The 24,859-nt window shown below is 64.2% G+C and carries 28 protein-coding genes, 1 other RNA gene and 1 pseudogene; 11 read left to right on the forward strand and 19 right to left on the reverse strand.

What is annotated here, in order from left to right:
• The first annotated feature begins 469 nt into the window (after positions 1–469).
• Positions 470–1,303 (forward strand): hypothetical protein, encoded by an 834-nt coding sequence (locus MLGJGCBP_RS45395; protein ID WP_160093660.1) that lies wholly within the window; start codon positions 470–472, stop codon positions 1,301–1,303.
• Here MLGJGCBP_RS45395 and MLGJGCBP_RS45400 read toward each other — a convergent pair.
• The 7 genes from MLGJGCBP_RS45400 to MLGJGCBP_RS45430 all read right to left on the reverse strand — a co-directional run bounded on the left by MLGJGCBP_RS45400 (position 1,296) and on the right by MLGJGCBP_RS45430 (position 5,749).
• Entirely contained in the window at positions 1,296–2,636 is a 1,341-nt protein-coding gene (locus MLGJGCBP_RS45400; RefSeq protein WP_160093659.1) for a HEPN domain-containing protein, read from the reverse strand. The genes MLGJGCBP_RS45395 and MLGJGCBP_RS45400 overlap by 8 nt on opposite strands.
• A gap of 193 nt (positions 2,637–2,829) precedes the next feature.
• A complete protein-coding gene (locus MLGJGCBP_RS45405; RefSeq protein ID WP_160093658.1) occupies positions 2,830–3,294 on the reverse strand; it encodes a hypothetical protein in 465 nt (154 codons plus the stop codon).
• A 39-nt stretch (positions 3,295–3,333) separates the two neighbouring features.
• Entirely contained in the window at positions 3,334–3,651 is a 318-nt protein-coding gene (locus MLGJGCBP_RS45410; protein WP_160093657.1) for a hypothetical protein, read from the reverse strand.
• Positions 3,652–3,732: 81 nt separating this feature from the next.
• Positions 3,733–3,891, reverse strand: coding sequence for a hypothetical protein (locus MLGJGCBP_RS45415; RefSeq protein WP_160093656.1), 159 nt, complete (start codon positions 3,889–3,891; stop codon positions 3,733–3,735).
• 50 nt (positions 3,892–3,941) lie between these two features.
• A complete protein-coding gene (locus MLGJGCBP_RS45420; RefSeq protein WP_160093655.1) occupies positions 3,942–4,130 on the reverse strand; it encodes a hypothetical protein in 189 nt (62 codons plus the stop codon).
• Positions 4,127–4,681: a DnaB-like helicase N-terminal domain-containing protein gene (locus MLGJGCBP_RS45425; RefSeq protein ID WP_160093654.1), complete on the reverse strand. Its 555-nt coding sequence runs from the start codon at positions 4,679–4,681 to the stop codon at positions 4,127–4,129. Before MLGJGCBP_RS45425 ends, MLGJGCBP_RS45420 begins: the two co-directional genes overlap by 4 nt.
• A 132-nt stretch (positions 4,682–4,813) precedes the next feature.
• Positions 4,814–5,749: a recombinase family protein gene (locus MLGJGCBP_RS45430; protein WP_160093653.1), complete on the reverse strand. Its 936-nt coding sequence runs from the start codon at positions 5,747–5,749 to the stop codon at positions 4,814–4,816.
• A gap of 420 nt (positions 5,750–6,169) precedes the next feature.
• Here MLGJGCBP_RS45430 and MLGJGCBP_RS45435 point away from each other — a divergent pair, with 420 nt between their 5' ends.
• Entirely contained in the window at positions 6,170–6,850 is a 681-nt protein-coding gene (locus MLGJGCBP_RS45435) for a dienelactone hydrolase family protein (protein ID WP_160093652.1), read from the forward strand.
• A 638-nt stretch (positions 6,851–7,488) separates the two neighbouring features.
• On the opposite strand, the gene MLGJGCBP_RS45440 is transcribed toward MLGJGCBP_RS45435, so the two are convergent.
• On the reverse strand, positions 7,489–7,746 hold the full coding sequence (locus MLGJGCBP_RS45440) for a DUF7218 family protein (protein WP_160093651.1): 258 nt from the start codon (positions 7,744–7,746) through the stop codon (positions 7,489–7,491).
• 120 nt (positions 7,747–7,866) lie between these two features.
• Between MLGJGCBP_RS45440 and MLGJGCBP_RS45445 the strand changes: the two genes are divergently transcribed.
• Positions 7,867–8,256 carry a DUF6766 family protein gene (locus MLGJGCBP_RS45445; RefSeq protein ID WP_236581712.1) on the forward strand — a complete coding sequence of 130 codons (390 nt, stop codon included), beginning with the start codon at positions 7,867–7,869 and terminating at the stop codon, positions 8,254–8,256.
• A 438-nt stretch (positions 8,257–8,694) separates the two neighbouring features.
• Here the strand turns inward: MLGJGCBP_RS45445 and MLGJGCBP_RS45450 are convergent, their stop codons facing one another.
• Positions 8,695–9,144: a DUF4383 domain-containing protein gene (locus MLGJGCBP_RS45450; protein WP_236581319.1), complete on the reverse strand. Its 450-nt coding sequence runs from the start codon at positions 9,142–9,144 to the stop codon at positions 8,695–8,697.
• 7 nt (positions 9,145–9,151) lie between these two features.
• A complete protein-coding gene (locus tag MLGJGCBP_RS45455; RefSeq protein WP_160098475.1) occupies positions 9,152–9,415 on the reverse strand; it encodes a hypothetical protein in 264 nt (87 codons plus the stop codon).
• Positions 9,416–9,697: 282 nt separating this feature from the next.
• On the opposite strand from MLGJGCBP_RS45455, the gene MLGJGCBP_RS45460 reads away from it, so the two are divergent.
• The gene (locus tag MLGJGCBP_RS45460) at positions 9,698–10,123 is read left to right on the forward strand and encodes a hypothetical protein (RefSeq protein ID WP_160098473.1); all 426 of its coding nucleotides are present in this window, start codon (positions 9,698–9,700) and stop codon (positions 10,121–10,123) included.
• 122 nt (positions 10,124–10,245) lie between these two features.
• Here MLGJGCBP_RS45460 and MLGJGCBP_RS45465 read toward each other — a convergent pair whose 3' ends face one another.
• Both MLGJGCBP_RS45465 and ssrA read right to left on the reverse strand, forming a co-directional pair.
• Positions 10,246–10,443, reverse strand: coding sequence for a hypothetical protein (locus MLGJGCBP_RS45465; RefSeq protein ID WP_160098471.1), 198 nt, complete (start codon positions 10,441–10,443; stop codon positions 10,246–10,248).
• A gap of 335 nt (positions 10,444–10,778) precedes the next feature.
• Positions 10,779–11,150: a transfer-messenger RNA gene (gene ssrA, locus MLGJGCBP_RS45470) on the reverse strand.
• Between the two features lie 192 nt (positions 11,151–11,342).
• Between ssrA and MLGJGCBP_RS45475 the strand changes: the two genes are divergently transcribed.
• From MLGJGCBP_RS45475 to MLGJGCBP_RS45490, 4 genes are all read left to right on the forward strand, one after another.
• Entirely contained in the window at positions 11,343–11,849 is a 507-nt protein-coding gene (locus tag MLGJGCBP_RS45475) for a hypothetical protein (RefSeq protein WP_160098469.1), read from the forward strand.
• 58 nt (positions 11,850–11,907) lie between these two features.
• Positions 11,908–12,480, forward strand: coding sequence for a hemerythrin domain-containing protein (locus tag MLGJGCBP_RS45480; protein WP_160098467.1), 573 nt, complete (start codon positions 11,908–11,910; stop codon positions 12,478–12,480).
• A 97-nt stretch (positions 12,481–12,577) separates the two neighbouring features.
• Complete coding sequence (locus MLGJGCBP_RS45485; protein ID WP_160098465.1) at positions 12,578–12,970, forward strand: DUF2267 domain-containing protein; 393 nt, start codon at positions 12,578–12,580, stop codon at positions 12,968–12,970.
• A gap of 40 nt (positions 12,971–13,010) precedes the next feature.
• On the forward strand, positions 13,011–13,331 hold the full coding sequence (locus tag MLGJGCBP_RS45490; protein ID WP_160098463.1) for a hypothetical protein: 321 nt from the start codon (positions 13,011–13,013) through the stop codon (positions 13,329–13,331).
• 208 nt (positions 13,332–13,539) lie between these two features.
• On the opposite strand, the gene MLGJGCBP_RS45495 is transcribed toward MLGJGCBP_RS45490, so the two are convergent.
• From MLGJGCBP_RS45495 to MLGJGCBP_RS45505, 3 genes are all read right to left on the reverse strand, one after another.
• On the reverse strand, positions 13,540–13,779 hold the full coding sequence (locus MLGJGCBP_RS45495) for a hypothetical protein (protein ID WP_160098461.1): 240 nt from the start codon (positions 13,777–13,779) through the stop codon (positions 13,540–13,542).
• A 428-nt stretch (positions 13,780–14,207) separates the two neighbouring features.
• The gene (locus tag MLGJGCBP_RS45500; RefSeq protein WP_160098459.1) at positions 14,208–14,453 is read right to left on the reverse strand and encodes a hypothetical protein; all 246 of its coding nucleotides are present in this window, start codon (positions 14,451–14,453) and stop codon (positions 14,208–14,210) included.
• Positions 14,454–14,909: 456 nt separating this feature from the next.
• Complete coding sequence (locus MLGJGCBP_RS45505) at positions 14,910–15,551, reverse strand: superoxide dismutase family protein (protein ID WP_160098457.1); 642 nt, start codon at positions 15,549–15,551, stop codon at positions 14,910–14,912.
• A 389-nt stretch (positions 15,552–15,940) separates the two neighbouring features.
• Here MLGJGCBP_RS45505 and MLGJGCBP_RS45510 point away from each other — a divergent pair, with 389 nt between their 5' ends.
• The gene (locus MLGJGCBP_RS45510) at positions 15,941–17,938 is read left to right on the forward strand and encodes an erythromycin esterase family protein (protein WP_160098455.1); all 1,998 of its coding nucleotides are present in this window, start codon (positions 15,941–15,943) and stop codon (positions 17,936–17,938) included.
• Positions 17,939–18,216: 278 nt separating this feature from the next.
• Here MLGJGCBP_RS45510 and MLGJGCBP_RS45515 read toward each other — a convergent pair.
• Positions 18,217–19,004: pseudogene (locus MLGJGCBP_RS45515) on the reverse strand (SigB/SigF/SigG family RNA polymerase sigma factor).
• Between the two features lie 791 nt (positions 19,005–19,795).
• Here MLGJGCBP_RS45515 and MLGJGCBP_RS45520 point away from each other — a divergent pair.
• Together MLGJGCBP_RS45520 and MLGJGCBP_RS45525 are read left to right on the forward strand one after the other, a co-directional pair.
• The gene (locus tag MLGJGCBP_RS45520; RefSeq protein WP_160098453.1) at positions 19,796–20,290 is read left to right on the forward strand and encodes a hypothetical protein; all 495 of its coding nucleotides are present in this window, start codon (positions 19,796–19,798) and stop codon (positions 20,288–20,290) included.
• 125 nt (positions 20,291–20,415) lie between these two features.
• Positions 20,416–21,180: an ANTAR domain-containing response regulator gene (locus tag MLGJGCBP_RS45525; protein ID WP_236581316.1), complete on the forward strand. Its 765-nt coding sequence runs from the start codon at positions 20,416–20,418 to the stop codon at positions 21,178–21,180.
• Here MLGJGCBP_RS45525 and MLGJGCBP_RS45530 read toward each other — a convergent pair.
• From MLGJGCBP_RS45530 to MLGJGCBP_RS45540, 3 genes are read right to left on the reverse strand one after another with little or no spacing between them, the layout of a single operon-like run.
• Positions 21,177–23,402, reverse strand: coding sequence for a hypothetical protein (locus tag MLGJGCBP_RS45530; protein ID WP_160098451.1), 2,226 nt, complete (start codon positions 23,400–23,402; stop codon positions 21,177–21,179). The genes MLGJGCBP_RS45525 and MLGJGCBP_RS45530 overlap by 4 nt on opposite strands.
• The gene (locus MLGJGCBP_RS45535) at positions 23,399–23,725 is read right to left on the reverse strand and encodes a helix-turn-helix domain-containing protein (protein WP_160098449.1); all 327 of its coding nucleotides are present in this window, start codon (positions 23,723–23,725) and stop codon (positions 23,399–23,401) included. The genes MLGJGCBP_RS45530 and MLGJGCBP_RS45535 overlap by 4 nt, the downstream gene beginning before the upstream one ends.
• Entirely contained in the window at positions 23,722–24,801 is a 1,080-nt protein-coding gene (locus tag MLGJGCBP_RS45540; protein WP_160098490.1) for a tyrosine-type recombinase/integrase, read from the reverse strand. The genes MLGJGCBP_RS45535 and MLGJGCBP_RS45540 overlap by 4 nt, the downstream gene beginning before the upstream one ends.
• Between the last annotated feature and the right edge of the window lie 58 nt (positions 24,802–24,859).

A 24,859-nucleotide genomic window follows, 5' to 3' on the forward strand; every position in this document is an offset into this window, starting at 1 on the left:
GGATCGCTGTGCGACAAGGCGACTTTCATGGAGCGCTGTCCCCAAATTGCCTCGTTGAAGGCAAAAAGAACGGTACGAGGATCGGATTGGAGATCGGCATCGTTCACGTGGTTAACTCTCTCGAAGTATGGATTTCCATGTCGAGCATCCTGCCTGATCTCTGTGACACATTGTCGGGTCGCTGCGACAGTGGAATCGACACCTGACTGCAATCGGTTGATTCCGAAACGCGTGCCGAACAACCCTCATCCAGATATCGGTCAGTGTCGTGCCTTGCGCACGTTATACGCGGCCTGCACCGAGAGCCGCGGCGTCGGCCAGGCCAGGTGGCTGGGACGGAACGATGAGGCTACTGCCAGCCGACGCGTGTTCGCGCACCAGTCGGGGCATCCACAAACCCTGTGATTACGCTTCTTCACGATGCCTGGGCGACACGCCCTTTGGTCATTACCTGAAGGAGTGAACCGTCGTGAGCGGTGCCTATCCATCCGAATCAGACATCTTTGAGCACGGCATTATCGCCACAGGCAGCGAAATTCAAATACCCCTAAACGTCCTCGCGACAACGCGGTTGCCAATTTATTCCGGCTACGACTTCGCGATAGTTGATTCCGATGGATCGTCTCTGAATGAGCGTGCGATTCAACTGGCTCAGGTTAACCGACCCCACGCAGTCGCCGACTTTTACGAAGAAAGCGATGTGAGGTATTGCCTGTTAGCCACACTGTATCATTTGAATCAACTGATTCGACTTTACACCGACGGCTGTCGGCTATTTGATAGTACCTACCCTAGCTCCAACTCCACCGAAGGAAATTTCAACAACCCGCGAGTATTTTATGAAATCGACGCACTACTGGGGTCGGCAAAGCGCGTTTATGAGTCGATTCGAAAAGTACTGTGGAAGCATTACGCTCCTGGACCACAGGGAAGATGGAAGTCAATACGTAAGGCAGTGGAATCGCCTGACATCCCGGAACCGTTCCGGTCCGAGCTGAGGTTGAGTTGGGACACCTACGGCGAAACACTCGCAGATTACCGAAACTGTGTGGCACACTATGATCCGCTGACTGATGGTGCCACTACCTGCTGGATGGAACGGTACGAAGACCGATGGGGGATGACGGTCAAACTTCCTTCAAATCCGTCCGCAAAAAGTCGATCGGGTTATAACTTCGATTCGGGTCCAGAAGCGCTACGCTACTGCCACTCGATAGCTGCTCATCTTGTCGACTTGTCCGAACAGCTCACAAGGCAATCCACTGTGTCACAGCATCTCAACGCGCACTCGAATTCTAGTTAAGATATCTTGCATTTTTTTCTAACCGTTCTCGCTCGACGCCGAAATGACGCGCCAGCCATAACCGAACTAACAGTGCACCGGACTCCGCCAGCACCCAGGCCCGAACATAATCGGGCAAGGGATGGTCCGCGTGCTTCGCCTCTTTGTATGTCTTGTTGAATTCCTTAGCCCATGAGTCGAAATCTGAATAAGCGCCAATCCCGTTGTCTGGACTACCTTCAAGAACGGTTTCAATGGAGCAGTCAAGGGACTGGTGGATAAGTTCGAGGTACTTCGGAAAGGCGAGGCTAGTCTTTTGCTCATTGATCAGACCTTCTTGCTTCCCAATTCGGTATCCGAGCCCCTCCACCGCAACGGCTATCTGCATGAACTTCGCTTCGATCGGAGGATTTTTCTGGAACTGGGACGACGTGAGGGGTCCGACGATTCGAAGCCAGTCCTCCGACTCATCGATCCAACGCCGCACATTGCGAACTCCGAGGTCGCCCAAATCGAAGAGCTCTCGCTTATTTGCGGGCAACTCCATCGGGGTCTCCCAGTTGCCTCGTCCGCCCCACGTCGCTGTGACTTCACGCCATTTGTCAGCGATCCGCTGGCCAGATCCCGGTGAAGTCACCGGGTAACGGTCATTGCTGACGGATGCGACCTGTAGCCCGCACGCTGACCAATATGCGAGGACGATCAGGTCCTGCATGCTCTGGTGCGCACGCACGTGCTCCTCCCACGGTATTGCCTCCTCAGTCTTTGTCTGAACGAAGGTCTTTTCCGTGAGCGTGTACCGTCCGTTCGCTCGTGACTCCGTCGCTGAGAAGTGGGGATACATCGACAGGCCGAACGAGGTCCCAATCTCGATCGGATCGCCTGACACCGCGTTCTGGGTGACGCCCTTGATTAGGCCATGCTCGTCGGTAACTGGTTCACTGGTTACGGACGACAGCCCCGTCCATGCGGCAAGCCCTGCAATTTCGGTGCGTAGACCGTTTACAGCCCAGTAGTCCTGGTCTAGCGTGCCGATCTCGACGGCATACTGCGCGTCCAGCCGAACCCAGCCGGGTAGACCCCCTCCCCAGTTGCTTGTCGACGAACGAAGGTTGCATCGCCCAAGTCCCACCTTTCCGTGCCGGTCACGGAAGACGAACCGCTCACTAAGTTCTTCGTCCGACGTCGGAAACTGCGACAAACCAAGCTTTGTCGTCACATCGTCGTCGACCGGCATCTCGAACGTGATTGCCTTCGGTGACAGGTCGAGGCGTCCTGCACCGATCTGTTCATGTGTTTCTGCGTTGTGGATAAAGCCCACACGCTCGGTCAGCTCGCGAAAATCTGCTGCCATTTCCCCTCATTTCGTTCGCCGACCGGGTGTCGGTGGGGTTGATCAATGGCCTGGTCGTCCAGCGCCACCTGTCACTTACCACTACTCCCTGCCAGATTGAGCTTTCTGTTCGGGTGCGTCGCCTGACCTGTAGGTCTAGCGGCATCCGCCTACCCGCCGTTTCAGGAGCGCTGGTCGGCAGCCCACCATATTGCTATCGGAAAGCGTCGGTGCGGGCGAGCACGTCGGCGTAGGCGGTGAGGTAGTCGAATGAGCAGCCGCTGAATAGTTCGGTTGCGGCAGGTTTGGAGGGGTCGCGGCCGATGCCGCGTACGGACGGGTTGAACTCGCGTTGGTCGGAGGTTCGGCGTGCTTCACGGAGGAGTCGTTGCTCGAGTGCCCCGAGGTCGGATGGGGTTCGATCGTCTGGACTTTTGTTGGACAGGAGGCAGGATTTCCATGGGGCCCGGGTCACGGCCCAGCCGAGCTTCCGATATTTCGCGAGGTTGTCGCTGCGGCGTCGTAGCCAGTTGGTGGTCTTTCCGACCTTGATCCACCCGGTGTCGAATTCGATCACGTACAGGTAGCCGAATCCGGGATCAGGTGGGTAGAACTCGTCATAGTGATCGATGTCGCTGCCAAAGTGCAGTTCGAAGGGTGGGAACTGGCTGTGGGGCATTAACTTTCCTCCTGTGCGGCGGGTGAATCACATCTACCGCTATGACGGCCACTTCACGGTGGGGTGTGGTGCGTGGTTCGTTCCGATGGGTGCGAGGTGGTGGAGGCCAGGGAGACTGTAGGCGTTGAGGGCGAGTCGGGTGCGCCAGGCCTTGTGTTTGTACGCCCAGATCCAGTGTCCGAGCAGCCATGCGGCGACTCCGGTGGCGAGGATCGCAACCGAGAGGGGGCGGGGGCCGGTGAATCCGATGCGGAGCAGTCCTTCGAAGATGATGAGGGCACCGATGAGTCGGGCGGCGATGGAGCCGAATGCCCAGATCAGTAGCGCCCCGATCGCGAAGAGTGCTGCCACTGCCATGGGGACCTTTCTGCTGGGGCCGTGTGCTGACAGCATTCCCGAAGGGTCTGACACGCAGCTTCGGCGTCGAGCTCGGGCCGGCTACTCGATTGTGTGATCGTTGCCGTCAGTGGTGAGTGTGCGGAGGTAGTGCGCTCGCAGGAAGTTGTCGAGGATGGCGGTCCCTGCTGGGTCGATGACGGCGGCTGGTCGGACGTCCGCGACCGCGGGCTCTGTTCGTCCTTGCGGGTTTCCGATCACGGCAAGCGGCTCCTTTCGTCGGCGTTGGTGAGCAGGTGCGTATCAGGGCGTCAGAACAGGCTGATCTGGGATTCCGCGGCGGCGGTGTCGGTGCGGTGTTGGTAGGCGGCGGCAAAGGATTGGGCGGCTCCCTCGGTGCAGCCGATCTCGTGGGCGACTTGGGCCCAGGTGAGGCCGGATTCGTGGAGTTGGAAGGCGTCGCGTTCGTCGTCGGTGTGGACGTGGTGGTCGAGGCTCATCGGTTGTCTCCTTTGAGGGTGTTGCGGCGTTCGGTGAAGGCGCGTTGGCGGCGGCCGATTTCGCACATGTGCTCGTAGAGCTGGTCTTCGGGGAGTTGCTGTGAGGCTTGGGTGAGGGCGGTGGCTGCGGCGGCGAAGGAGCGTCGGTAGGCCTGGCTGAAGACGGCGCGGGCGTAGTGGTCGACGGCGGTGTGTTCGGCGCCGAGGGTGGTGATGTTGGCGAGGTGGCGGGAGCGTTCGGATCCGTGGTGACCGGCGAGGTGACCGGATTGCTCGAGGGCGGCTCCGACCATGGCCGGGTTGTGGGGTGCACCGCCGCGGATCAGCCGGGTGATGAGGCGGAAGAACTCCCGGTGGGTGGTGCGTTCGAAGTCGGTGGTCTCGAGGATGTCGACGGCTCGGGTGGCGGCTTCGGCCGGTGCCCACAGCAGGGCGCACAGGAACAGCGCTTCGACGTCGTTGTGCAGGTCATCTGCGTAGTCTTCGGGCTGAATCGGGTCGACACCGGCAAGCTCGGGGGTGCCTGGGACGACGGAGAGTGCGGCGCTCATGCCGGTTCGATCCTTTCTCGCGGACATCGGGGTGTCAGGCTGCGACTGGTAGAGGTGTCGTATTCAAAATGTGCAGTATTCGTTCCGACGGTCATGAGTTCGCCGACGCGTGAGGCGGTATCGCCATCGCTCTCACGTATGGTCCGGGCATAGCAGGTGTGGCGTGAGGACCCATCCGGCTGTGGTGAGCCATCGCCGAACCGCCTCGGACAGGCTGCCGTCCATGGCCTGGTCAGCGAGTGCGCCGGCGAGGATGGGCCCGTCTCCGCAGATGGTGCAGGCGATATCGAATGCAAGCTGCCCGGGTTCACAATGGCGGCAGTGATTTCGAACGATCAACGTCTCGGGGTCATCCGGATCTGGGTGGAGCCAATCGACGGCAAGGTCGGCACGTTGGCTTGCCGCTTCCGCGCGGGTTGTAGGTTCGTTCCCGCACGTGGAGCATGCTCGCGATGCCCTCGGGACAGGCCCGGCTGATTTCGATGTCGCCGACTTGGTGACCTTCGCGGCGGGCCGTTTGTTCAAGTGCCCGTACACCGTGGTGCGCGGCACTTTCAACATGTCGGCGATCTGCGCGACGGTGTGTTCCTTGGCGTCGTACAGCCGTTGAGCGAGTTCGATCTGGTCGGGGCTGAGCTTCGGGGGCCGGCCGCCCTTGCGTCCGCGGGCTCGGGCGGCAGCGAGCCCGTCGCGGGTGTTAGCCACGATCAGCTCGCGCTGGAGCTCGGCAAGGACCGAGAGCATGCCGAACATGGCGCGGCCTTCGGCGGTGGCGGTATCGATTCCCTGCTCGAGGACCTTCAAACCGACACCGCGTTCGCGTAGCTCGGCACCGAGGGTGATCAGGTGCAGCACCGACCGTCCGAGACGATCGAGTCGTGTGATCACCAGGGTGTCACCCTCGCGCACCCGCTGAAGTACCAGATCCAGCTGGGGCCGTGTTGCTTTGGCGCCACCGGCCCGTTCGATGTGGATGTTCTTGGCGTCGACGCCGGCCTTACGGAGGGCGTCGACTTGATGGTCTGTGTTCTGGTCTGCGGTGGAGACACGCACGTAGCCGATCAGCATGTGTCGAAAATACCCTTCGCTGGGGTTTTTCGACATAGATTTCCGACTCGGGTTATCGACACTTTCTCGGCGGATTCTCGCAGGCCTAGCGTTTGTCGAATAACCTTCAATTCTCGACGGCCGAAAGCGGCGTAAGCCGTTGACCACATTCTTCGCGGAGCTACGTCATCCCCGCCCGGACACAGCCCAGATCCGATGCCCCCGGAACCACAGCGACTGGGATCGTCATCCTGGGGACGAGCCCACACATCTTCACCGATGGCCGGCACGCGTAGTCGCGCCCGCCGCCGGCACGCGTAGTCGCGCCCGCCGCCGGCAACAGGTTCCGATTAACCGGGGCACGGACGGGTACGCCGGAAAGGGATTGGGTCACGATCTGCCACCTGGCACGGGCGAGCAGTCAGGAAGGGAGCGGCAGCGATGGTCGCTGATGGGTACGCAGCGGGTGCAGTGACGCTTCCAGTGGCCGAGGGGCTGGTCAACGGTGATCTCGACGCGCCGCCGCGGTCCCGATTCGTGGTCGTGTTCGCGCACGGAGCCGGCAGTAGCCGCCGCAGTCCGCGTAACCGCCGAGTGGCGGCCGCGTTGCAGCGGGCCGGTTACGCCACCTTGTTGATGGACCTGTTGACTGCCGATGAGGAACTGGTCGACGTCGAGACCCGTGAATACCGTTTCGATATCCCACGGCTTGCCGAGCGGTTGATCGGCGCGCTCGATTGGCTCGAATCCCACGACCCGACGGCACCCATGCCGGTGGTGACGTTTGGTGCGAGCACCGGAGCCGCCGCGGCGCTCATCGCCGCCGCCGAGCGGCCACAACGCGTTCGTGCGGTGATCTCGCGCGGTGGCCGTCCCGACCTCGCCGGTGCGGCATTGGCCCGAGTGACCGCACCTACTCTGCTGATCGTCGGTGCCCTCGATACCACGGTCATCGAACTCAATCACCAGGCTGCCGAACAGATGACCGCCGCGCAGAAGGTCGAGGTCGCCCTCGTGCCCGGCGCCACTCATCTCTTCGAAGAGCCCGGCACCCTCGACGCGGTGATCGAACTGACTATCGATGCACTGGATCGACATCTGATCGGGCACACCAAGAATTGACCGAAACACGGCACCCGAGCGCCCGTGCATCGCACACGCACATTCGTTGCCCGGATGAGGCGAGAGCCTTTCGGCGGCCCGCTCGATCGAACCGACCCGACCGACACCGAAGGACGAGCGCCGTTGCTGGTCAGCGAAGGGATCGTGCCGGCCGGTCGGATCGATGCCTCGACTGGCTCCTGAGACGTCGCCTACCGGCTGAGGGACGCGTCATCACGGCGTGGCAGCGCCAAGACCGGGCACGCCTTCGATGAGGAATCCGTGCCGATCGAAGAGGCCCGCGCACGGTTCGGGATCGATGCCGCCCACGCGTTCGCGATGCTGACGAAACTTTCCCAGGACTCGAACACACCACTGCCGACTGTGGCAACGATCGCGACCTCGGCCCTGACCGACGCTGACAGCAATTTGGTCGATACTGTGGTCTCCCTGGGCCCACACCACGAACATGCCGGCCGGCGGTCAGCACCACCCACTGTGCTACACGAATCCACTTCACGAGAGATCCGGTGATCGTCCCGCAGGGAATTGCAGTCCTAACGAGTCCGATCTCGCGTCCATCGTTTCCCGGCATGCGCCCCACGACTTCGACGGTCCGAGACTGCTCGACTGTCTCGGCACGACGGCCGCGCATTCGGTCAATGGTTGCGCAGGGCGTCGATCAGCTCACCCTTTCGCTTCGATGAATAGCCGGACAAACCAACGTCCTTGGCCTTTTTCTTCAGTTCGTCGACAGTCCAGTCCTCATACGACGGCGACTTCCCGCCTTTTCGGCCGGTGCCGGAGCGGCCCTGCTTCGCGGAGGCGTTCGCGATCCGCGCCGCCTTCTGCTTTGATGCACCGTCCTTGCGTACTTCCTCGTACACCTTCTCGTCCTTGATCGACGATCGCGGCATGGCAACCTCCTCATCTCGCCAGTACACCGGTCGGGTACCCGATTGCATCGGTTCACACCCGAGGAGGCTTCGCGCCACGCCCTGCGTGGTTCACCGACTCGACCGCCGCAGCCCGATAGCGTGGGCAGCACTGATCCCGCCGAGGTGGAGGTAGTCGTGGTGCGGCACGTGCGACGGTGGGGTGCGGTGTACGTGCTGGTGGTGCTGTTCCTGGGGTCCTGGCTCGCCCAGTTCGTCACCCAGATGATCAGCTTCCGCAACGAGCAGCAATCACACGGCCAGTCGTTCAGCTGGACCGACTACTGGCCCGAATTTCTCGCGGCGACCTTCGAGAACTGGCAGAGCGAATGGTTGCAACTGGTGTTCCAGGCGATCCTGCTGATGGGTGCCCGGCACTGGATCTTCAAGGTCGAGGCCGAAGACATGGAGCGCATCGAACGCAAGATCGACCGCATCCAAGACCATCTCGGACTCCCCACACCGCCACCGAGTAACGACGGTCCCGCGTAACGGACAGCGCAGCTGCACCTCCCGGGCGACGAGGGCGGCTCCGTGCCCCTGTAGGGATTCACTCGCCCCCGGCGAATACGGGAACATCAACTCGGGCACCGAAGCGGCACCACACGGCATCGTCATTCACACATCAAGCCCTTCGTCAGGGCAGGACATCTGTTGCATGACTAGCGAATTCGTTAACGGGATAGGCAACCGGGCTGAGGATTCCGACAAGTTTCCTGAGAAACCCACAGACGTTGAGAACGGCGTCGCCACAACAGGATGGTCGGTCGGCGGGTGTGGGCGGCAGTGTCCCTGATGGCCGAGGATCGCACCCCGGCGAGGAAAATCAACTTCGTGCCGCCCCGGCATTCGCAGCTCTCCGCCTCCGAGCCCTACCCGCCGACGATGTCCGTCACCGGTATCGGCTTCCTGCCTCACCGATGCGGACAGTCACCTGTGCGGTGTCCGGCGGTGATCGAGGACGATGGCCACTAGTCCACACACGATCAGGCCGACACCGACGCCGAGGTGGATCCAGGTGTCGGCGGTGCCAGGCGGCCGGGCGCTCGACGACCCGGGAAGGTCGATGAGCTGCTCTCCGGCCCACAACATCAGGTAGGCGGCTCCGCCGACGACGAGAAAGACCCGCGCCGCCCGTGCGGTGCGGGCCGAGATCAGTCCCCCGATGCCGAACAGCAGGTGCTCGACATTACGCAGGATCGACACTTCCAGCAGGCCGAACAGTTTGGTACCGGTGCTGGAGTCGGCGAAGGACAGCCGATCGTAGTCCGACGTGATCTCCGGAAGGAAGGCGAGCGCACCGACGCCCAGAAACACCGCGCCGATCCCGAGCACCACGTTCTGCACCCACATCCGCCGGACCGCAGTGTGCTCCCTCATGCCCGGATCACACGGATCGACCGCCGCCACCGACGTCGTCATCATCATCGAGTCGGTCGGCGAGCAGAACCTTGCCATCGATGGCGCCGGCGCGGCTGGCCACCTTCGCCCGCCGGAAGAACTCGGCCAGTTCCGCATCACCGACGCGGTCGGCCGCCTCGATGGCCTCCTGCAGGCACGTCATGTTGTTCAGGCAGGTGTGCACGAACCCGAGCAAGGCAGCGTCGGTCCGGGCCCGGGCCGGTGACGTCCCGGGTGTTCGCTCGCTCATTCACCGCCTCCTCCCACTCTTCGGTGGGTCACCGAATCCTGGTCTGCGTCGAGGGCTGCAGCCGGACGGGTTTTCACCCGGTGTTCCACTTGTCCGCTCGTTTACGAGTCCCGGGGTACGCGGCTCGAAACGCCGTCACCTCCCCAAACGCCACCGTTGCCCGCAACGCCGCACATCTCGCGCGGGCACTGCGGCGGCAGTCGTACCCGGCTGCCGAGAGCTAACGGCCGCCCCAGAATAATGCCCCGGTTTGATCGCCTAGGACCAGGGCACCCAGCGGGCATGACGAAAGCCCTTCGCGCAGCCATCACCGCGATCTTCTTGATTGTGCTCGCAGGATGCGGCACAGACGAAGACTCGGCCCAAACCTCCGACCAGCTCAGCAGCGCGCCCTCGGGCAGTGCAGTGGTATCGAGTGCGCGGGAAGAGCTCGATAGCGCGCAGGAGACCGCCGAAGCTCGTCTCGATGACGCCAAACTCGCCGCGTTCGTCGTATCCTTTCGCACCGGCTACGCCGATCTCTCACGAGACCGCGACGACGAGGACATCGAGCAAATCGCCATCACATCGTGCACGGACATCGCCCAGGGTGCCGACGAACAGGCAGTGAAATCCACGATCGGTTCCCTCGCGGAAAACAACGGAACGCGGCCGACCCCAGAGCAAACTCAGCAGATCTACGTCCTGGTCCGTCCCGCCTGTCCCTGATCACCCGACCGTGCCAGCGACATCGACGCAGGAGTAACTCGCCGCCGGCCTCCGTTCGCGGTCTCCCGATTTCGCCGGAGGGTCGGACGGTCATGGCTACGGAAGGGAGCGAATCCGGGCGCTCATTCGGTGGCAGGGGGTACCTGATCCGGATCGTAGTCATCGACTCCGGCGGCGATCCTTTCTTGTTCGGTGCGGTACTCGAGATAGTCATCGTTGAGGCGGTCAGGGGACTTACCGTGTTCACGTCGATCCCGTGGAGCTTGCTCGGTCGGGTCGATCACGTCGTCGAGGTTCGGTTCCTCGGGTTGATCGGTCACAATTCCTCCTCACCTTTCCGTGCCCTTCGCGTACCCCCGGTCCCAGTTGTAAAACGACCGACTGAGCTCGGTCCGTGGTCGTGTCCTCCCGCTGGGTTCGTCGACAGTGTGAGGACGTTGACGTTCTCGGCACGTACACCTCCCGGACGGGGATCGGGATCCCGGCGTCGTGTCGACGCTGCCTGGTGAATCGAGCACGATCGGTTCATCTCCCATGGGCCGGCAGGTCTGGTCCTCGCCGACCGTCTGCCTCGAGATGCGCGGCCACGGCCATGGTTTCCAGCACAAAAAGAAAGAACCGGGTCGGTGAGCTAGAGGGCTCACCGACCCGGTTTTCGTGGAGCTGCCGGGAATTGAACCCGGGTCCTACGCAGCAAAGCTAGGGCTTCTCCGTGTGCAGTTTGCTATGCCTCTACTTGGATCTCCCAGTCTCGCAAACAAGCCAGGATGACGATCCCAGTCGCTGTTAGTTGTCCCGTTCGGCTCCGCGACCGAGCCGAACGGTAAAGCCCTCTAGCTGATGCCAGTACCCGGGCCGAGGGCGAGCCCGGACTGACAGACACGCAGTCGCTACTTAGGCAGCGAGTGCGTAGTCGCGCTGATTGGAATCGGCGCTTATATGTTTGCAGCGACGCTTACGGTGGTCTCTTGCCTGCACCGACACGCTTCCCCTACCTCAACGTACGCAGTCGAAACCGTTCAGCCCCGTACGTGCCCACACTCCCGCAGGCCGATCATTACAACGCCGCCGTGCCGGGAATCATTCCGCAGGGCAAGCACTGTGCCCGCCGCCTCATCCTCTTACGGTGCCCGACCGTGCGTCGAATGTGTGCTGGTGCCGCGTGACACTTCCGCGACAGGATGGGTGTGAACAGCGGATCGAGGGGCATTCGAAGACCATGACGTCGAATGCGGGCGAGCGCGTGCCCTCCGATGCCACCGTTGCCGGATATCTGATCCAGCTCCTCGGTGACCGGAGCATCCCCGCTCTCGCCGAGGAAGTTCTGGCACTGGTGTGCCCCCCGACGCAGTCGGGGCGGTACTCGTACAGCGGGGTGCTCGGGTGGGTGATCACCGCGATCGCGATGGTGATCGTCGACCAGGAGAGCGGTATCGAGGACGGTGACGTGCTCGTGCCCGCCGTGTCCGCCACCGAGGGCGAGGAGCTCGCGGCTGAGGAACTGACCGCGTCGTTGCGTGGACTGTTGGGGACGGTGACGGCTCAGCTCACCGGCGAGCATGTCGCCGTCCGGACATATCTCGCGGCGGCGGGGCGCCTACCCGACCCGGTGGCCCGAGCGGAGATCCTGGTGGACGCGTTGATGTGTCTCGATACCTTGCTCGACGTTCCGTTCCCCGATCTACCGGATCGCCTGCAACTGCCGTCGGACGGGATGAATGGGTGAGGACGACGGGGGTACTCGATGCTCGAGTACGACGAAACACCGGGTAGAAGGATCAGGCATGACAGAGCAACGCGACGTCATCGAAGTCCTCACTCACGATCACCGCAAGGTCGAACGGATGTTCGCCGAACTGGAGGGACTCGATGTCTCGGGGAGTGCGGGCGCCCCCGCCCGAAAGAAGGATCTGGTCGATCAGATAACCATCGAGCTGGTCCGCCACGCTGCGGCCGAAGAGGCGGCGCTCTATCCGGCGGTGAAAATCGAGCTCGGCGAATTGGAAGCGGAACGGGCCACCCACGGACATGCCCGCGCGGAAGAAATGATGCAGCGCCTCGAGCCCCTGGCACCTACCAATTCCCGGTTCGACACCGAACTGGCCACGTTGATGCGCGAGATCCGAGGCCACGTCGCCGAAGAGGAAGGCGTCCTGTTCCCCCGCATGCGCATGGTCTTCACCGCCGGAGAACTCCTCGAACTCGGGCGGAAAGTGGAATCGGTCAAGAAGCTCGCGCCGACCCGCCCGCATCCTTTCGCCGCCGACGAGCCACCGGCCGCGACGCTACTCGGCCCGATCGCCGGACTACTCGACCGCCTCCGCGACGCCATCACCCGCCGCGGCACGGAGCGGTGAACCTCGTCGAGGCGCTACACGGAGCGCACCACCGTCACACACCGGTAATGCTGCGTCCCCGCATCTTTGGCGGAACACACACATGAGTGGAGGACAAATGAACCAGGAAGAATTCGTCTCCGCAGTTCGCAGCACCGCGGGGCTCGACACCATCGAACACGGCGAGAGCGCGATACGGGCGACGCTGCGGGTGCTGGGCCGGCGGCTGTCCGGTGGTGAGACGCAGGACCTCGCCGCGCAGTTGCCGCCGGCGTTCACCGATACCCTGCCCGCTACCGGGCCGGGCGAGCGTTTCGGGGTCGATGAGTTTTACGAAAAAGTCGCCGAGGACGAGGGCCTGGGCTGCAGCAAGGAGCAGGCCCGTCAGCACGCGCGGGCGGTGATGGCCGCATTGAAGGCATCCCTGACCGGCGGCGAGTTCGACGACGTCGCGGCGCAACTACCCGATGATTACGCCGATCTCCTCGGCACCGGACCCGTCCAGCATTAGCACATTCGCCCAAACGCCGACTCTGATGATCGAGGTACCGATGACCATCGACGCCCACGCCACCACCGATCACGAGAAGATCCGGCGGTGGATTCAACAGCACGGCGGTGTGCCGGCGAAGGTGACGGACGAGGCAGCAGAAGACAGGCAGGGCACGGAAAGGTTGTTCGTCGACTTCACCGGCACCGAGGAGGGACCACCGTATCTCGAGCATGTTTCCTGGGACGAGTGGTTTACCTTGTTCGATGCCCACGACTTGGCATTCCGCCTGCCGGACAAGGAAGACGCCATCGAATATCAACTGGTTCCCGGCAGCGCACCTACCGCCCAACATCGCCGGCAGACCCGCACCGCCGAATAACACCGCCGGTGAGCGGATGCGCGGCACGCGTCCGAATCGAGATTGAATCGGCCGAGGACACGGGCATCACCCTCGCGTGAGGATGACGCGCGCGAATGACTCCGGTGCATCCCGGGCGCAGCGGCGCAACAATCATCGACCGTGCTGGCGCGGTGCGGACCGGAGACACAACAATCATCGACCGCACCGTCGAGTACCCGCCCGCCGTTCAAAGATTGGAGCCGCCGAGCCGGGCCGCGAGCAGTTTCTTTCCTTCTCGGCCGCCCTTGCGGCTTTCGGTCTGGGCCCGCCGGAAGAAGTCGGCGAGTTCGGTGTCGCCGTCGCGTTCGGCGTCTTGAATGTAATTCTCCATGCGCAAGGCATTGCTCAACGAGGCTTCGACGAACCAGATCAAGTTGTAGTCCTTGTCTTTCGTACCGGTGACCACGCCGGTCTCTTCATCACTCATCGCTCACTCACTCCTGTGTTACCTGTCGAAACGTGATCGTGCGTGCACTGACCGCGTTACCCGATCATTGAGCCAGCAAACAGGAGAAACCCGGGTCGGCGGAGGGTCCGCGAACAGTCTCCGGTGCGACCGCCCGAACACGCCAATCATCGAATCGGTCGCCATTTCGAGTGCACCGGAAGACTGGGACGTCGACGTCATCAACGGCCGCGGGCAGGCTTTCCGCCAGCCGACAAGGCGCTGGTGTTGTGACCGAATGCTGAGAGGCGCGAACGACTATTCGAGGCCACCGAGCAATGGGGGCCGGGGGCACGAAAACAAAAGCACGGGCGGGCGTCGGCGCAAAACCTTGGTTTGCGTGTCCGCGGCATTCGTCGCAATCGCCGAATGCCGCCAGATGACGGATCGTAAAATGTTGACCGGGCTCTTCAACCGGTGGCGGCGCGATCGGCGACTTCGCCGCCGTGCCCGGATTGGCGGGCGCAGTGCGCGCAACAATAAATGGTGTCGGCAGCTTCGACGCCGTGGCCGAGGATGCGGCAGCCGCAGTGATCGCACTGCGGGGCCATCGCCTGGACGGCGCATTCGAAACTGTCGAACACCGAGGACCGGTCACCGCGGGTGACCGTGAAGGACTTGTCGTAGTCGTTGCCGCACGTTTCACAAATGGGCATTCGCCGCATCCTCTCCGGTGCTTCCAGTGGTTCGATTGTCGGTGGGTACCCGACGATCGAGCACGCAAACCGGCGTTGGGTGCGGTAGCACGGCACCGGCGAGGTCCACGTCGCCGCCTCGTGACCTCCGGTTACGCCCGAACTGCTTGACTAACTGGGTAGCTCCGCGAACAGATCAGCGAATCATGGTTCGGTGACGCTATTTCAGCGGTGACCACGATCCAGGCAGGAGTCCGGGACTACCCAGGCCGGCAGCGAAAAATGTCCTACTTCCTGGTGCTCGTGCGGCTCGTGGACTGGGCGAGGGGGAAGAAGTCGGCGAGGTCCCGTCTCGCCGCCCCAACCTGGTTCTGCGATCTGCCTGTGTCTGATGCCAATGATCACCCACTCGAGGCGCAGCCCCGCACAGCTCCCGAGCCAGCGGGGCCAGTCAACAACATTGGCAGGTGGGCTGCGTCAGAAGTCCGTATCGATGCAGGCCAGGCGCTCGCCGGCCATACCGGCCTGGCCGGGACCGGTCATGGTGCGCTGCGCGTGCAGCACCACGGACTGGGCCTCACCGCCGCGGAACTCCCAGTTCACGGTCGTCGACGCCTGCGCGGCGCCGCTTTGATCGGTGGTGATGTCGAGCCAGATCTCGTTCTGCGGGTTGGCGTAAGCCGGGTCCGTCGACGGACTCTGTGGGGTGGCCGCGGGATCGGCATCGTTCTGATAGTGCGGCCCCGAATCCGGCGGCTGCGGTCCACACCGCTGGGTATGCACGTGCACCCCGAAATCACGGTTGGGGGCGAGACCGGTCGCGTTCAGTGTGACCGTCGTGCGGCCGTCCTGCTCCTCGGAGTCAATGGTCACGGCCGAACCCACGGGGACGGCGGCCTCGTCGTAGGTGAAGGCGTTGTCGTCGCCGACCTCCCCGGGTAACTGGAAGGCTCCTTCCGGTGCGCCGGGCAGCGGAGTGGGCATGCCGGTATCCGTGGTCTCCAGGGAGGTGGGGGGCGCCTCGACTCGCTCCGTCGATCCGTTGTCGTTGCCGCATCCGGCCGCCACGAGGGCGGTCAACGAGGCGCCTGCGATCAAGGTTGCGGAGCGTGTGTTCATGATTGTGCAGTACCCGCCAATGCGAGATGTGAACCGTCGATCCCCGCTTGACTGACCTCCCCGAACGGTGCGGCGGGATGGGTCCGCGGCGCCACAAGATGGGGGTCGGGATACCGGTCGAGGTTCGGTCAGCTGGATGTCGAGGGGCGGAGACGGCGCCAGCCTGCTGTCGGCATGGAAGTGGGGGATTTGGGGCTGTTCGGCCCATATGTCCACAGCGTTCCTCTGTTTCCGGTCTCGGCTTTTAAGTCCATGACAGCGCATCTCGGCACCCCGTCGTGCGGCTGCCTCGGTGGCACACGGCCGGGTATCCGGTTCCGGAAACAAGGTCAACGATTCGCCGCGGTGCGTCCGGTTTGGCGGGCGCCGGGGGTGGGTAGCGCGCACATATGGCAGCGAAGACGTTCCAGGACCGAGCAGACGCCGGACGGGCTCTGGCGGTGCTGCTGGACCATTACCGCGACCGTGACGATGTGGTGGTGTTGGCCCTACCGCGTGGCGGAGTTCCCGTCGCGTACCAGGTGGCTAAACGCCTGAGTGCCCCACTCGATGTGTTCGTGGTCAGAAAGCTCGGTTTACCCAGGCACCCGGAGTTGGCGATGGGCGCCATCGCCAGTGGCGGTGTGATGGTGACCAACGACGATGTGCTCCGCGCCGAGCACGTCGACCCCTGCGATCTGCAGCGGGTCACCGAGGCCGAGGGTCGCGAATTGCTGCGTCGGGAGCGGGTCTACCGGGACGGCGCCCCGCCCCTCGACGTCGCCGGGAAGACGGTGATCGTGGTCGACGACGGGCTTGCGACGGGCGCCACGATGCGGGCCGCGCTCGAGGCACTGCACCGGTTGGAACCGGCGCGAACCGTGGTCGCGGTCCCGGCCGCGTCAGAATCGAGTTGCACCGAGCTGCGCCGTCTCGCCGACGAAATCATCTGCGCCACCACCCCGACACCGTTCTACGGTGTGGGTGCCTCCTACTGGGACTTCGATCAAACCAGCGACGAGGAGGTGCGCTCCCTACTGGCCGCCGCATCCGCCGGCTCCACTGCCGTCGACGAGGGCAACGAGGTCGCGATCGTTTCGGCGGCGAGCATGGCTTGTCCGAACGGTGTCCCCAAGGACGAGGAATTCTTCGAGTGGGTCGGTGACGCCCAATTCGTGCTGATCGGGGAGGCCTCGCACGGCACCCACGAGTTCTACGCCGCCCGGGCCGCGATGACCCGGCGCTTGATCGAGGAGAAGGGTTTCTGCGCGGTGGTGACCGAGGCAGACTGGCCCGATGCCTACCGGGTCAACCGGTACGTCCAGGGCCGGGGCGAGGACAGCACACCCGAGTCCGCGCTGGCCGGGTTCGAGCGGTTCCCCACCTGGATGTGGCGAAACACCGTGGTTGTCGACTTCATCGAGTGGCTCCGCGCACGCAACGACGCAACGCCGCAAGCCCGCGACAAGGTGGGATTCTTCGGGATGGACTTGTACAGCCTCTACCGCTCGGCGGCGGATGTGATCGCCTACCTCGACGACGTCGACCCACAGGCCGCGCGCCGTGCTCGCGAGCGCTACCGATGTTTCGACAGTCTCGAGGGGGACGGACAGAACTACGGCTTCGCGGCCGCGTTCGGCGCCGGTCAGTCGTGCGAAGACGAGGTACTCGAGCAGTTGGTGGATATGCAACGCCATGCCGTCGAGCACGCCCGCCGCGACGGCATGATCGCCGAGGACGAGCAGTTCTACGCCGAGCAGAACGCCCGGCTGGTCCGGGCGGCCGAGCAGTACTACCGAACGATGTTCGCCGGCCGGATTTCCTCCTGGAATCTGCGCGATCAGCACATGTTCGACACCGTTCAAGCTCTCCGGGAACACCTGAATACTCAGCGTGGCGAGCCTGCGAAATTAGTGGTGTGGGCGCATAATTCGCATCTCGGCGACGCCCGCGCGACCGAGATGGGCTCGGCCGGAGAGTTGAATGTGGGTCAGCTGATCCGTGATCACTACGCCGACCAGTGTCGGATCATCGGTTTCAGCACCTACAGCGGGACGGTCACTGCCGCCGACGACTGGGGAGGGACCGCCGACCGCAAGCAGGTGCGCCCTGCGCTGTGGGGAAGCATCGAGAATTTCTTTCACGACGTCGGGCAAGCCGAGTTCTGGTTGAGGTTCGACACTCGGTCCCGGGCAGCGCAGGTGCTGTCCTCCGGGATGCTTCAACGCGCTATCGGTGTCATCTATCGGCCCGATACCGAGCGGCAGAGTCACTACTTCCGGGCCCGAGCCGCCGAGCAATTCGACGCGATCATCCACATCGACCGCACCACTGCGCTGGCGCCCCTCGAACGCACCCCACAATGGCAGGACGCGGAGCCGCCGGAAACCTATCCGGCCGCCGTGTAACCGGAACGGACATCCCAACGGCAACTTGACGAAGGCAAGGTGGTAATCCCCTCAGGGATACGTCCTCGGCGAGTGGGTTGGTGTTTCTCATCCGGTCACGGTCGAACCGGCAGGGTGGCACTCGTGCCTACCCCCAGCGCGAGAAGACTCATTCGCCTTCCGAGGTCGGCCAACCCGAGCCAGGTTTCCATCGGTGAGGATCATCGCGGCGGCACCTCGGGATGCTGCGGTGGCTGAACGGCAGCCTCTCGGTCACGGCGACCGGATGAGGTGTCGATTCAGTCGAATTTCTCTCGAAGCTGCGCCAGTGTCCTGGTGAGAATGCGGGAGACCTGCATCTGCGAGACTCCGATTCGCTCGGCGATCTGGGTTTGGGTCATCTCCCCGAAGAACCGCAATCTCAGCACAGTTCGTTCCTGCTCCGACAGAGTCGCCAGCAGTGGGAGCAGCGTGTGATGATTCTCGATGAACTCGAGACCGGGATCGTCGCGCCCGAGCCTGTCCAGCAGTGCCCCATCGTCCTCGTCGCCGGCACCTCTCCGCGAGATTCGGTCGATCGACTCGATCTTGTAGGCGCGGCGGGCGAGGAGTCCTTGGGATACTTCCTCCGGGCCGAGATCGAGTTCGGTGGCCAATTCGCTCAACGTCGGGGCACGGCCCAACTCTTGCGCAAGGTCGGCCGTGGCCCGGTCGAGCATGCTGTGCAGTTCTTGTAGCCGGCGCGGCACATGGACCGACCAGCCGGTGTCGCGAAAGTGCCGACGTATCTCTCCGATGATGGTGGGAACAGCGAACGAAAGAAATGCGAACCCCAGGCAACGTCGAAGCGGTTGATCGCCTGAATCAACCCGATCCGGGCGGCTTGGAGCACGTCGTCTACCGGTTCTCCACGGCCGTGGAATCGGCGGGCGATGTGTTCGGCGAGGGGCAGGCACCGTTCGATCAGTTGCTCCCGGAGCACGGCCCGTTGCGGATCATCCTCCTCGAGCGCCGCCATGAGCTCGAAGATCGCGGCCACATCGTCGTATCGATCTCTTTCGGTACGACGGGCAGTCCGATTCCTCATCGGCACCCACCGAGGCCCGCGGCAGCGAGGGCCCGGATCCGCGGGCCGAGTGCACCGGTCAGGTCTGCAGAGCTGATCGGCGCGCACACGCTCGCGGAGCGCAGAAGATTATCCCGGATGCGCGGGCCCGCGCGCACGGGCCCTGCGGTGCTGGGCGGTACCGTCACAAGCAAGAACGTTGCCCGACAAACCCCGGCGCCACAGCAAAACGGGCACCGGCGTGTCACCGAGCGTGCCACAGAACCCGACACAGCAGCAGGTCCGGGCGCGGTGACCCGTCCACCGGAGATCGTGGGATCGAAGTGCGCGGCGTTGGCCCCGAGAGCCCGCGGACTTCTTGTGGCACTGACCACACACGGCTAGCAGATTCGCGAGAACTGGGGGAACCGTAGAAGGTGGGGTTCCGGTGACCACCGGTTCCGCTAGAGCACGGGCTGCTCTTCTTTTTCGCTTCCTCGACTCGGCCCGCTACTGCGCCGGTCTCGCAGCCTTCGGTCCGCCGCCACCGACACCCCCGGGTCTTTCGGGGCTGGCGTGGCATTCATTTCCGATCCAGGAGATGGTGGCGTGGTGGTGTCCGCGGTTGTTGGCCCGTGCGACCAGTCAGGCAGCGATGTCATGCAGTTTCATGTTCGCCTGCTGCGAGGCGGCCACAAGCTGATCGAAGGCCTGATGAACCCGCATCCAGCGAGCCGGGGACGCGAAACAGGATGCGGCGCATGCCCGCCGGTTCCCGCTTTTCTCGGGGACCCGATGAGTGTTCTCCCGGTCTGGGCGGGTATCCGAGGGTCATGAGTTCGGACGACGGTGGCCGGGCGTATCCGCAGGCCCGGTTGCTCGCCGGACGGTTGATCGCCCTGGTCGCCGATCGAGACTATGCGGCGCTGTCGGCGGAGTTGTCCCCGCTCGTGCACGCGCCAGGTAATGCGCCGGGGCGGCGGGGCTTCTACGGGGATGTACTGACCTGGCTTGTCCACTCGCTCGCGGACGTGGTCACCGCCCGCCTCGGCACGGGGCAGAAGGGGCAGTCGTTCGTCCTCGAGGTCCGGACCACCGCGGGCCGCACAATGGGTGCCGGCGATCTCCCGCCGGAGCAGGGCCGGGTCGCGCAGTCGGTGCTGGCGTTGCTGGCCGATGACCGCGGTGCCGCCCGGGCTCATCTTGCGGCGGCCGAACACGAACCCGACCCGGCGGTGCGGGCCACCACCCTGGTCGAGGCCTTGATCTGGCTCAACGCACTGCTCGACGCCGAGACCACCGCGCTTCCCGATCTGCCATCCCAGTGATAGCCGGAGGCCTGCCCACACGCACTCACTCGGGGACTGTGTACAGCGTAATCTCGAGGGCACGTCCGGCAGGCCCGGCCGCCGTATTGGCCAGGTCCATTCGGGCCTGATGGAGGAGGATCGCCGTGGCCGAGGATTTCGCCCAGGGACTGTCGATGGCAGAGGTAACGCATGCCTTGGACGTCGTCAGCGAGACACTCGGGGTATTACGCGATGAGGCCGTCGCCCGGGAACCGCTCGAGGAGGCGCTTCGGCGCGTGGCTCACACGACGGTCGCGGCCATCCCCGAGGCCGACGCCGCGAGTGTCACCCGCCTCGTCACGGGATCGCCGGAGACCATCGCCGCCACCGATGACACTGTCATCCCGATCGATGAAAGTCAGTACGCCGCCGGCCGCGGACCCTGCCTGCAAGCGGCCGAGAGCCGTAGTCCGATTCGTGCGGTTATCGGTCAACACCGGCACGAGTGGCCCGAGTTCACCGCAGCCGCGGAGGAAGCGGGGATCCACGCCTACCTCTCCGTGCCCGTGCTTCTCGACGACCGAGGCCAGGATTCCGAACTCATCGGTTCACTCAACGTGTACAGCTTCCGTCCGGAAGCTTTCGATCCCTTCGATGAACAACTGGTACGGCTGTTCACCACCGCGGCCTCGGCTGCGATCAGTAACGCCCAACGGTGGCAACGGACCCGCGACCACGTCGAGCAACTCCAGGCCGCCCTGATCTCCCGCGCCGAGATCGACCAAGCCAAAGGCGTGCTGATGGCCCTCCACGGGATCTCCAGCGACGAGGCGTTCGAACGTCTGACGGAAATATCTCAACGAACCAACACCAAAGTTCACCAGGTTGCCCGTGACTTCATGCGCAATTTCACCAAAGAACCGCCCTAAAGCACCTCGGTGCGGACCACTCGGGCATGAGCGATGTCGTCCGGTTCGTTGCGGGCGGCGAGGTAGTGGGTCCAGTCGCGGCGGGTGTAGTCCGCCCATTGGGTGGTGGTGTGGATGTGCATCCCGAGCAGATCGGCGACCACGGGGGCGGGCAGTTCGGCGGTGAGGGTGAACAGGGCGGTGTTGCGGGCGACTCGGGTAGGGATGCCGAGTCTGGTGAGGGAGACGCTGAGGGTGTGGGCGTGGAGCGGCACTCCCGGGGTGACCGGGCTGGGAAACAGGTAGTGGGCGCGGCCCCGTGATGCGGCGGTGGTCATGTTCCGGGCCGACGCGACCAGCTCGGTGACGAGCACGGCGACCGCGGGGGGCACCTGCATCGGGTTCCGCGCGAAGGTCAGGAAGATTGCGCCGTCGCGCAGAGTGACCGCTTCGGTGGTGAGTAACCGGATGCGGGTGAGCGGAATGCCGTAGAGCAGCACCATCAGCCCTGCGACGCGGACTGTTACCGGGGTGGCGGTGTCTGTGAGAAGGCGGCGGATGCAGTCGGTGTGGTCGGCGGTGTCGAGGACCTCGGTGGGACGGGCGGTCGATTTCGTGGGCAGGATGATGTCGTCACCGATGAGTCCGCGTCGGCTCAGCCAGATGATGAAACCGTTGATCCCGGAGGCCCTCTCGCGGTTGCCGCCGAGCCAGTGATCGAGGCGGGATTGATCGAGGTGGCCGATGGTGAGGCGCTGGTCGTCGAGCCAGCGCAGCAACCGGATCGCGATTCGGATCTTGCTGCGGTCGGTGGCAGCGCTTTGGTCGTTGTACCGCTGGTGGACCGCGCGACGGCGGGCCCGGCGCAGCACACTCCATTGTGCGTAGGGCCGGATCAGCGACACCTGATGCGGCGGAAGGGTATCGAGCACTGTGTCGAGCCACGGTTCGAGCCGGCCGAGAGGTTCGAGCCGGTAGGGCAGAATTTCGAGGTGGACCAGAACGGCGCGGAGGTGGTGCAGGGCCGCGGACGGGGCAAGGTCGTCGAGATCGCGATGGCTGACCGGTCTCGTCAGGGCGCCCAGGTGGCGCAGCAGCGCGGCCGGCTTGGCGCGCTCGAGCCAGCTCAGCGTTGAGTCCGCCCGTTCTTTCCCGACGAGATGCTCGACCAGCGGGAGCAACTCTTCCCGCACATCGCCGGTTTCTTCGGCCAGCAGGTCGGTGAGGCGTCGTCGTATCGAACACCGCCGGCAGGTGCGCGCGTAGCGCTGCGGGCCCGCTTCTCCGCAGGTGGTGCAGAGATGGTGGTCGACTGGTCGCCCGGCGCAGGGACTGCAGATGGGCAGGCCGGCCGCGTCGGCGCCGGTGAGGACCCGAACGTTGCCGCAGCCGGCACAGCGCTTCGGTGCCGCCACCGCGCGGCGGTGACAACGGACGCAGACCGGGCCTCGCGGCCACAACGCCTTCGCCGGCCGCAAGTGGGCGCAGTCGACGCAGTGGTGGAGAACGTCGGGTCGACAGCGTCTGCACAGGTCTACGCCGCCGCCGCGGCCGCGGAGCGCGATCGGTGCGATCTGCCCACAGCCACCGCATTCACGTTCGGGGCGTTGGTAGCAGTGTGAGCACAGTGGCCCGTTGGCGTCGAAGGCCTTCGCGGCAGCGGTGCGCCCGCAGGATCCGCAGCGATGCACCGGTCGCGCGCAGGTGCCGCACAACGGACGCCCATCGGAGTCGCGTCGCGACGGTATCCGTGAACGGCCGCAGGCGACGCAGGTTTCGGCGCGTTCGGGATCGACCTGGTAGCACGGGCGGCAGATCGCGCCTTCGGGCCGGACGGCGGTGGGGTGGCCCCGGCGGCCGCAGCGGGCGCAGATGGTGGTCTTCTCCCTGGTCACACACCACTCGCAGCAGCGCCCCTCCGGAGCAAGACGGATCAGCCGCGGCCACTGTTTGCCGCAGCGGACGCAGGCGGGAAGGACGACCCGATGCCCGGCCGCGTCCAGGGCGTAGGCGAGGCGGACCAAGCCGATCGGTGCGTGCGAGTCCGGGACGGTCAAGGCGTCGGGGTGACCGGCGAAATGCCGGTCGAGGGTGCGCGCCCCGAGCCCCCGCCACGACCCGATGTCGGTGAGGATCTGTTGCGCGTGTTGGTCGGTGACCGCAGGGGCCACCGAGGTGATCTTGCTGATCAGTCGGTGGCGCACGTCGCCGAGCGGCTCGAGCGACGGCCGACGCGGTGTCACTGTTCGGGGGTTGGACGTCGAATGATGGTCCGCCGGACCGTAGGAGGGCCGGAGGAGCGGGCGTTCGCCGCCTTGCGGACGGCTTGGTTGACGATCGTCGGCTCGATCAGGTCGTTCGGGGTGCAGTCGAGGATGTCGCAGAGCGCGACGAGGGTGTCCATACTCAACCGCTGGGGCGGCTGGGTGACCAGGCGATAGACCTGCTCACGGGAGAGGGTGATTCCGCGTTCGGCGAGCAGCGGGACCAGGTCGGAGGTGTGGAAGATGTCGCGCTCGGCCATCTTGTGGCGCAGGTGCCACTCGTAGCCCATCTTTTTGATCATTGTTCGCTCCACAGTTCGCCGAGTCGGGTGCGCAGTGCGCGGGCTATCAGTTGATTGCGATACTCATTCGACACTCCGGTGTACATCGCGGTCGTCGAGGCATGCGAATGTCCGACCTGTTCCTGCACGAAGCGGACGGGATAATCGAACTCGATCAGGTGGGTGACGTAGGAGTGCCGCAGGCAGTGCAGGTCCAGCGCGCTGTCGAGACCGCACTCGCGGCGGGCGCCGGCGAACGCCAGGTTCACCGAACGTGGTGAAATCCGGCCCGCCCGCTCATTCACCCACAACGCGGGATGTGAACCGGGTGCCAGCGCGGGCCGCACCTCGGTGACGTACTGCTCGATCACCTCGACGATCCAATCGAACTCCGGAACCGTCAACACGGTCCGGCGCTTGGCGGGCCCACCCTTCGTAGCTTTGCCGTACCGGACCGCGACCGAGCCGACTTGCCGATGTTGCGGAGCCTGCGAGTTGCGGCGCAGGTCGATCAGGTCGATCCGGCAGACCTCGCCTCGCCGGAGCCCGAATGCGTAGCAAAACTTCAGCATGGCCGAGTCCCGCATCGCCGCCAGCGCGCCCTTTCGCCCGCTGTCTCGAATGGTATCGACGCGGGTGTCGAGTGCGTCGAACAGTGCCTGCACCTCGTCGTAACTCAAGGGCCTGCGGCGCGGGGTGCCCTCGTAGTCCGCCACGTGGAGAACCGAATTCCCCTCGTGGAAAACCAATTCCGGCGCGCGGCCGAACCGGTCGAGACACACCTGCGTCCACCCGTAACGACGGTCGGTGAGGTACTCGCAGAACAGCCGGATGGTGATCTCGTAGCCGCGCACGGTCGAGAGCGCGAGAGAACGCTCACCGGACCGCAACGAACTAATCCACTCCTCAGCTTCGGCCGGCGTCCACTGCCACGGATACTGGTTCGTGAACTCGATGAACCGTCTGATCATCCGGACCCGCGCCGCGATCGTGAGCTCCTTCAAGAACCGGCTCCGCTGCTGCCGTGCCCATCCCTCGATCATCGCCTCCGCCATGGCCGGGGCAGGATCGAGATGCACCACATTGCCGACGAGCATCAGCCGCGCCGAGCCGGGCGCCTCGTTCTCCACCCACATGTTGTATCAGACACAACAT

Source organism: Rhodococcus sp. T7 (assembly GCF_009872365.1).
In the GTDB taxonomy this organism is placed as follows: Bacteria; Actinomycetota; Actinomycetes; order Mycobacteriales; family Mycobacteriaceae; genus Rhodococcus_F.

What these genes read in the sequence shown, in the direction of transcription:
- MLGJGCBP_RS45430 (WP_160093653.1), bottom strand. Translation starts at nt 5,749, where the DNA reads ATGCTGATCGGCTACGTGCGTGTCTCCACCGCAGACCAGAACACAGAC.
- MLGJGCBP_RS45520 (WP_160098453.1), top strand. Translation starts at nt 19,796, where the DNA reads ATGAGTTCGGACGACGGTGGCCGGGCGTATCCGCAGGCCCGGTTGCTC.
- MLGJGCBP_RS45455 (WP_160098475.1), bottom strand. Translation starts at nt 9,415, where the DNA reads ATGAGCGAGCGAACACCCGGGACGTCACCGGCCCGGGCCCGGACCGAC.
- MLGJGCBP_RS45540 (WP_160098490.1), bottom strand. Translation starts at nt 24,801, where the DNA reads ATGCTCGTCGGCAATGTGGTGCATCTCGATCCTGCCCCGGCCATGGCG.
- MLGJGCBP_RS45435 (WP_160093652.1), top strand. Translation starts at nt 6,170, where the DNA reads ATGGTCGCTGATGGGTACGCAGCGGGTGCAGTGACGCTTCCAGTGGCC.
- MLGJGCBP_RS45450 (WP_236581319.1), bottom strand. Translation starts at nt 9,144, where the DNA reads ATGAGGGAGCACACTGCGGTCCGGCGGATGTGGGTGCAGAACGTGGTG.
- MLGJGCBP_RS45440 (WP_160093651.1), bottom strand. Translation starts at nt 7,746, where the DNA reads ATGCCGCGATCGTCGATCAAGGACGAGAAGGTGTACGAGGAAGTACGC.
- MLGJGCBP_RS45460 (WP_160098473.1), top strand. Translation starts at nt 9,698, where the DNA reads ATGACGAAAGCCCTTCGCGCAGCCATCACCGCGATCTTCTTGATTGTG.
- MLGJGCBP_RS45480 (WP_160098467.1), top strand. Translation starts at nt 11,908, where the DNA reads ATGACAGAGCAACGCGACGTCATCGAAGTCCTCACTCACGATCACCGC.
- MLGJGCBP_RS45505 (WP_160098457.1), bottom strand. Translation starts at nt 15,551, where the DNA reads ATGAACACACGCTCCGCAACCTTGATCGCAGGCGCCTCGTTGACCGCC.
- MLGJGCBP_RS45485 (WP_160098465.1), top strand. Translation starts at nt 12,578, where the DNA reads ATGAACCAGGAAGAATTCGTCTCCGCAGTTCGCAGCACCGCGGGGCTC.
- MLGJGCBP_RS45500 (WP_160098459.1), bottom strand. Translation starts at nt 14,453, where the DNA reads ATGCCCATTTGTGAAACGTGCGGCAACGACTACGACAAGTCCTTCACG.
- MLGJGCBP_RS45510 (WP_160098455.1), top strand. Translation starts at nt 15,941, where the DNA reads ATGGCAGCGAAGACGTTCCAGGACCGAGCAGACGCCGGACGGGCTCTG.
- MLGJGCBP_RS45405 (WP_160093658.1), bottom strand. Translation starts at nt 3,294, where the DNA reads ATGCCCCACAGCCAGTTCCCACCCTTCGAACTGCACTTTGGCAGCGAC.
- MLGJGCBP_RS45425 (WP_160093654.1), bottom strand. Translation starts at nt 4,681, where the DNA reads ATGAGCGCCGCACTCTCCGTCGTCCCAGGCACCCCCGAGCTTGCCGGT.
- MLGJGCBP_RS45420 (WP_160093655.1), bottom strand. Translation starts at nt 4,130, where the DNA reads ATGAGCCTCGACCACCACGTCCACACCGACGACGAACGCGACGCCTTC.
- MLGJGCBP_RS45475 (WP_160098469.1), top strand. Translation starts at nt 11,343, where the DNA reads ATGACGTCGAATGCGGGCGAGCGCGTGCCCTCCGATGCCACCGTTGCC.
- MLGJGCBP_RS45410 (WP_160093657.1), bottom strand. Translation starts at nt 3,651, where the DNA reads ATGGCAGTGGCAGCACTCTTCGCGATCGGGGCGCTACTGATCTGGGCA.
- MLGJGCBP_RS45535 (WP_160098449.1), bottom strand. Translation starts at nt 23,725, where the DNA reads ATGATCAAAAAGATGGGCTACGAGTGGCACCTGCGCCACAAGATGGCC.
- MLGJGCBP_RS45495 (WP_160098461.1), bottom strand. Translation starts at nt 13,779, where the DNA reads ATGAGTGATGAAGAGACCGGCGTGGTCACCGGTACGAAAGACAAGGAC.
- MLGJGCBP_RS45400 (WP_160093659.1), bottom strand. Translation starts at nt 2,636, where the DNA reads ATGGCAGCAGATTTTCGCGAGCTGACCGAGCGTGTGGGCTTTATCCAC.
- MLGJGCBP_RS45490 (WP_160098463.1), top strand. Translation starts at nt 13,011, where the DNA reads ATGACCATCGACGCCCACGCCACCACCGATCACGAGAAGATCCGGCGG.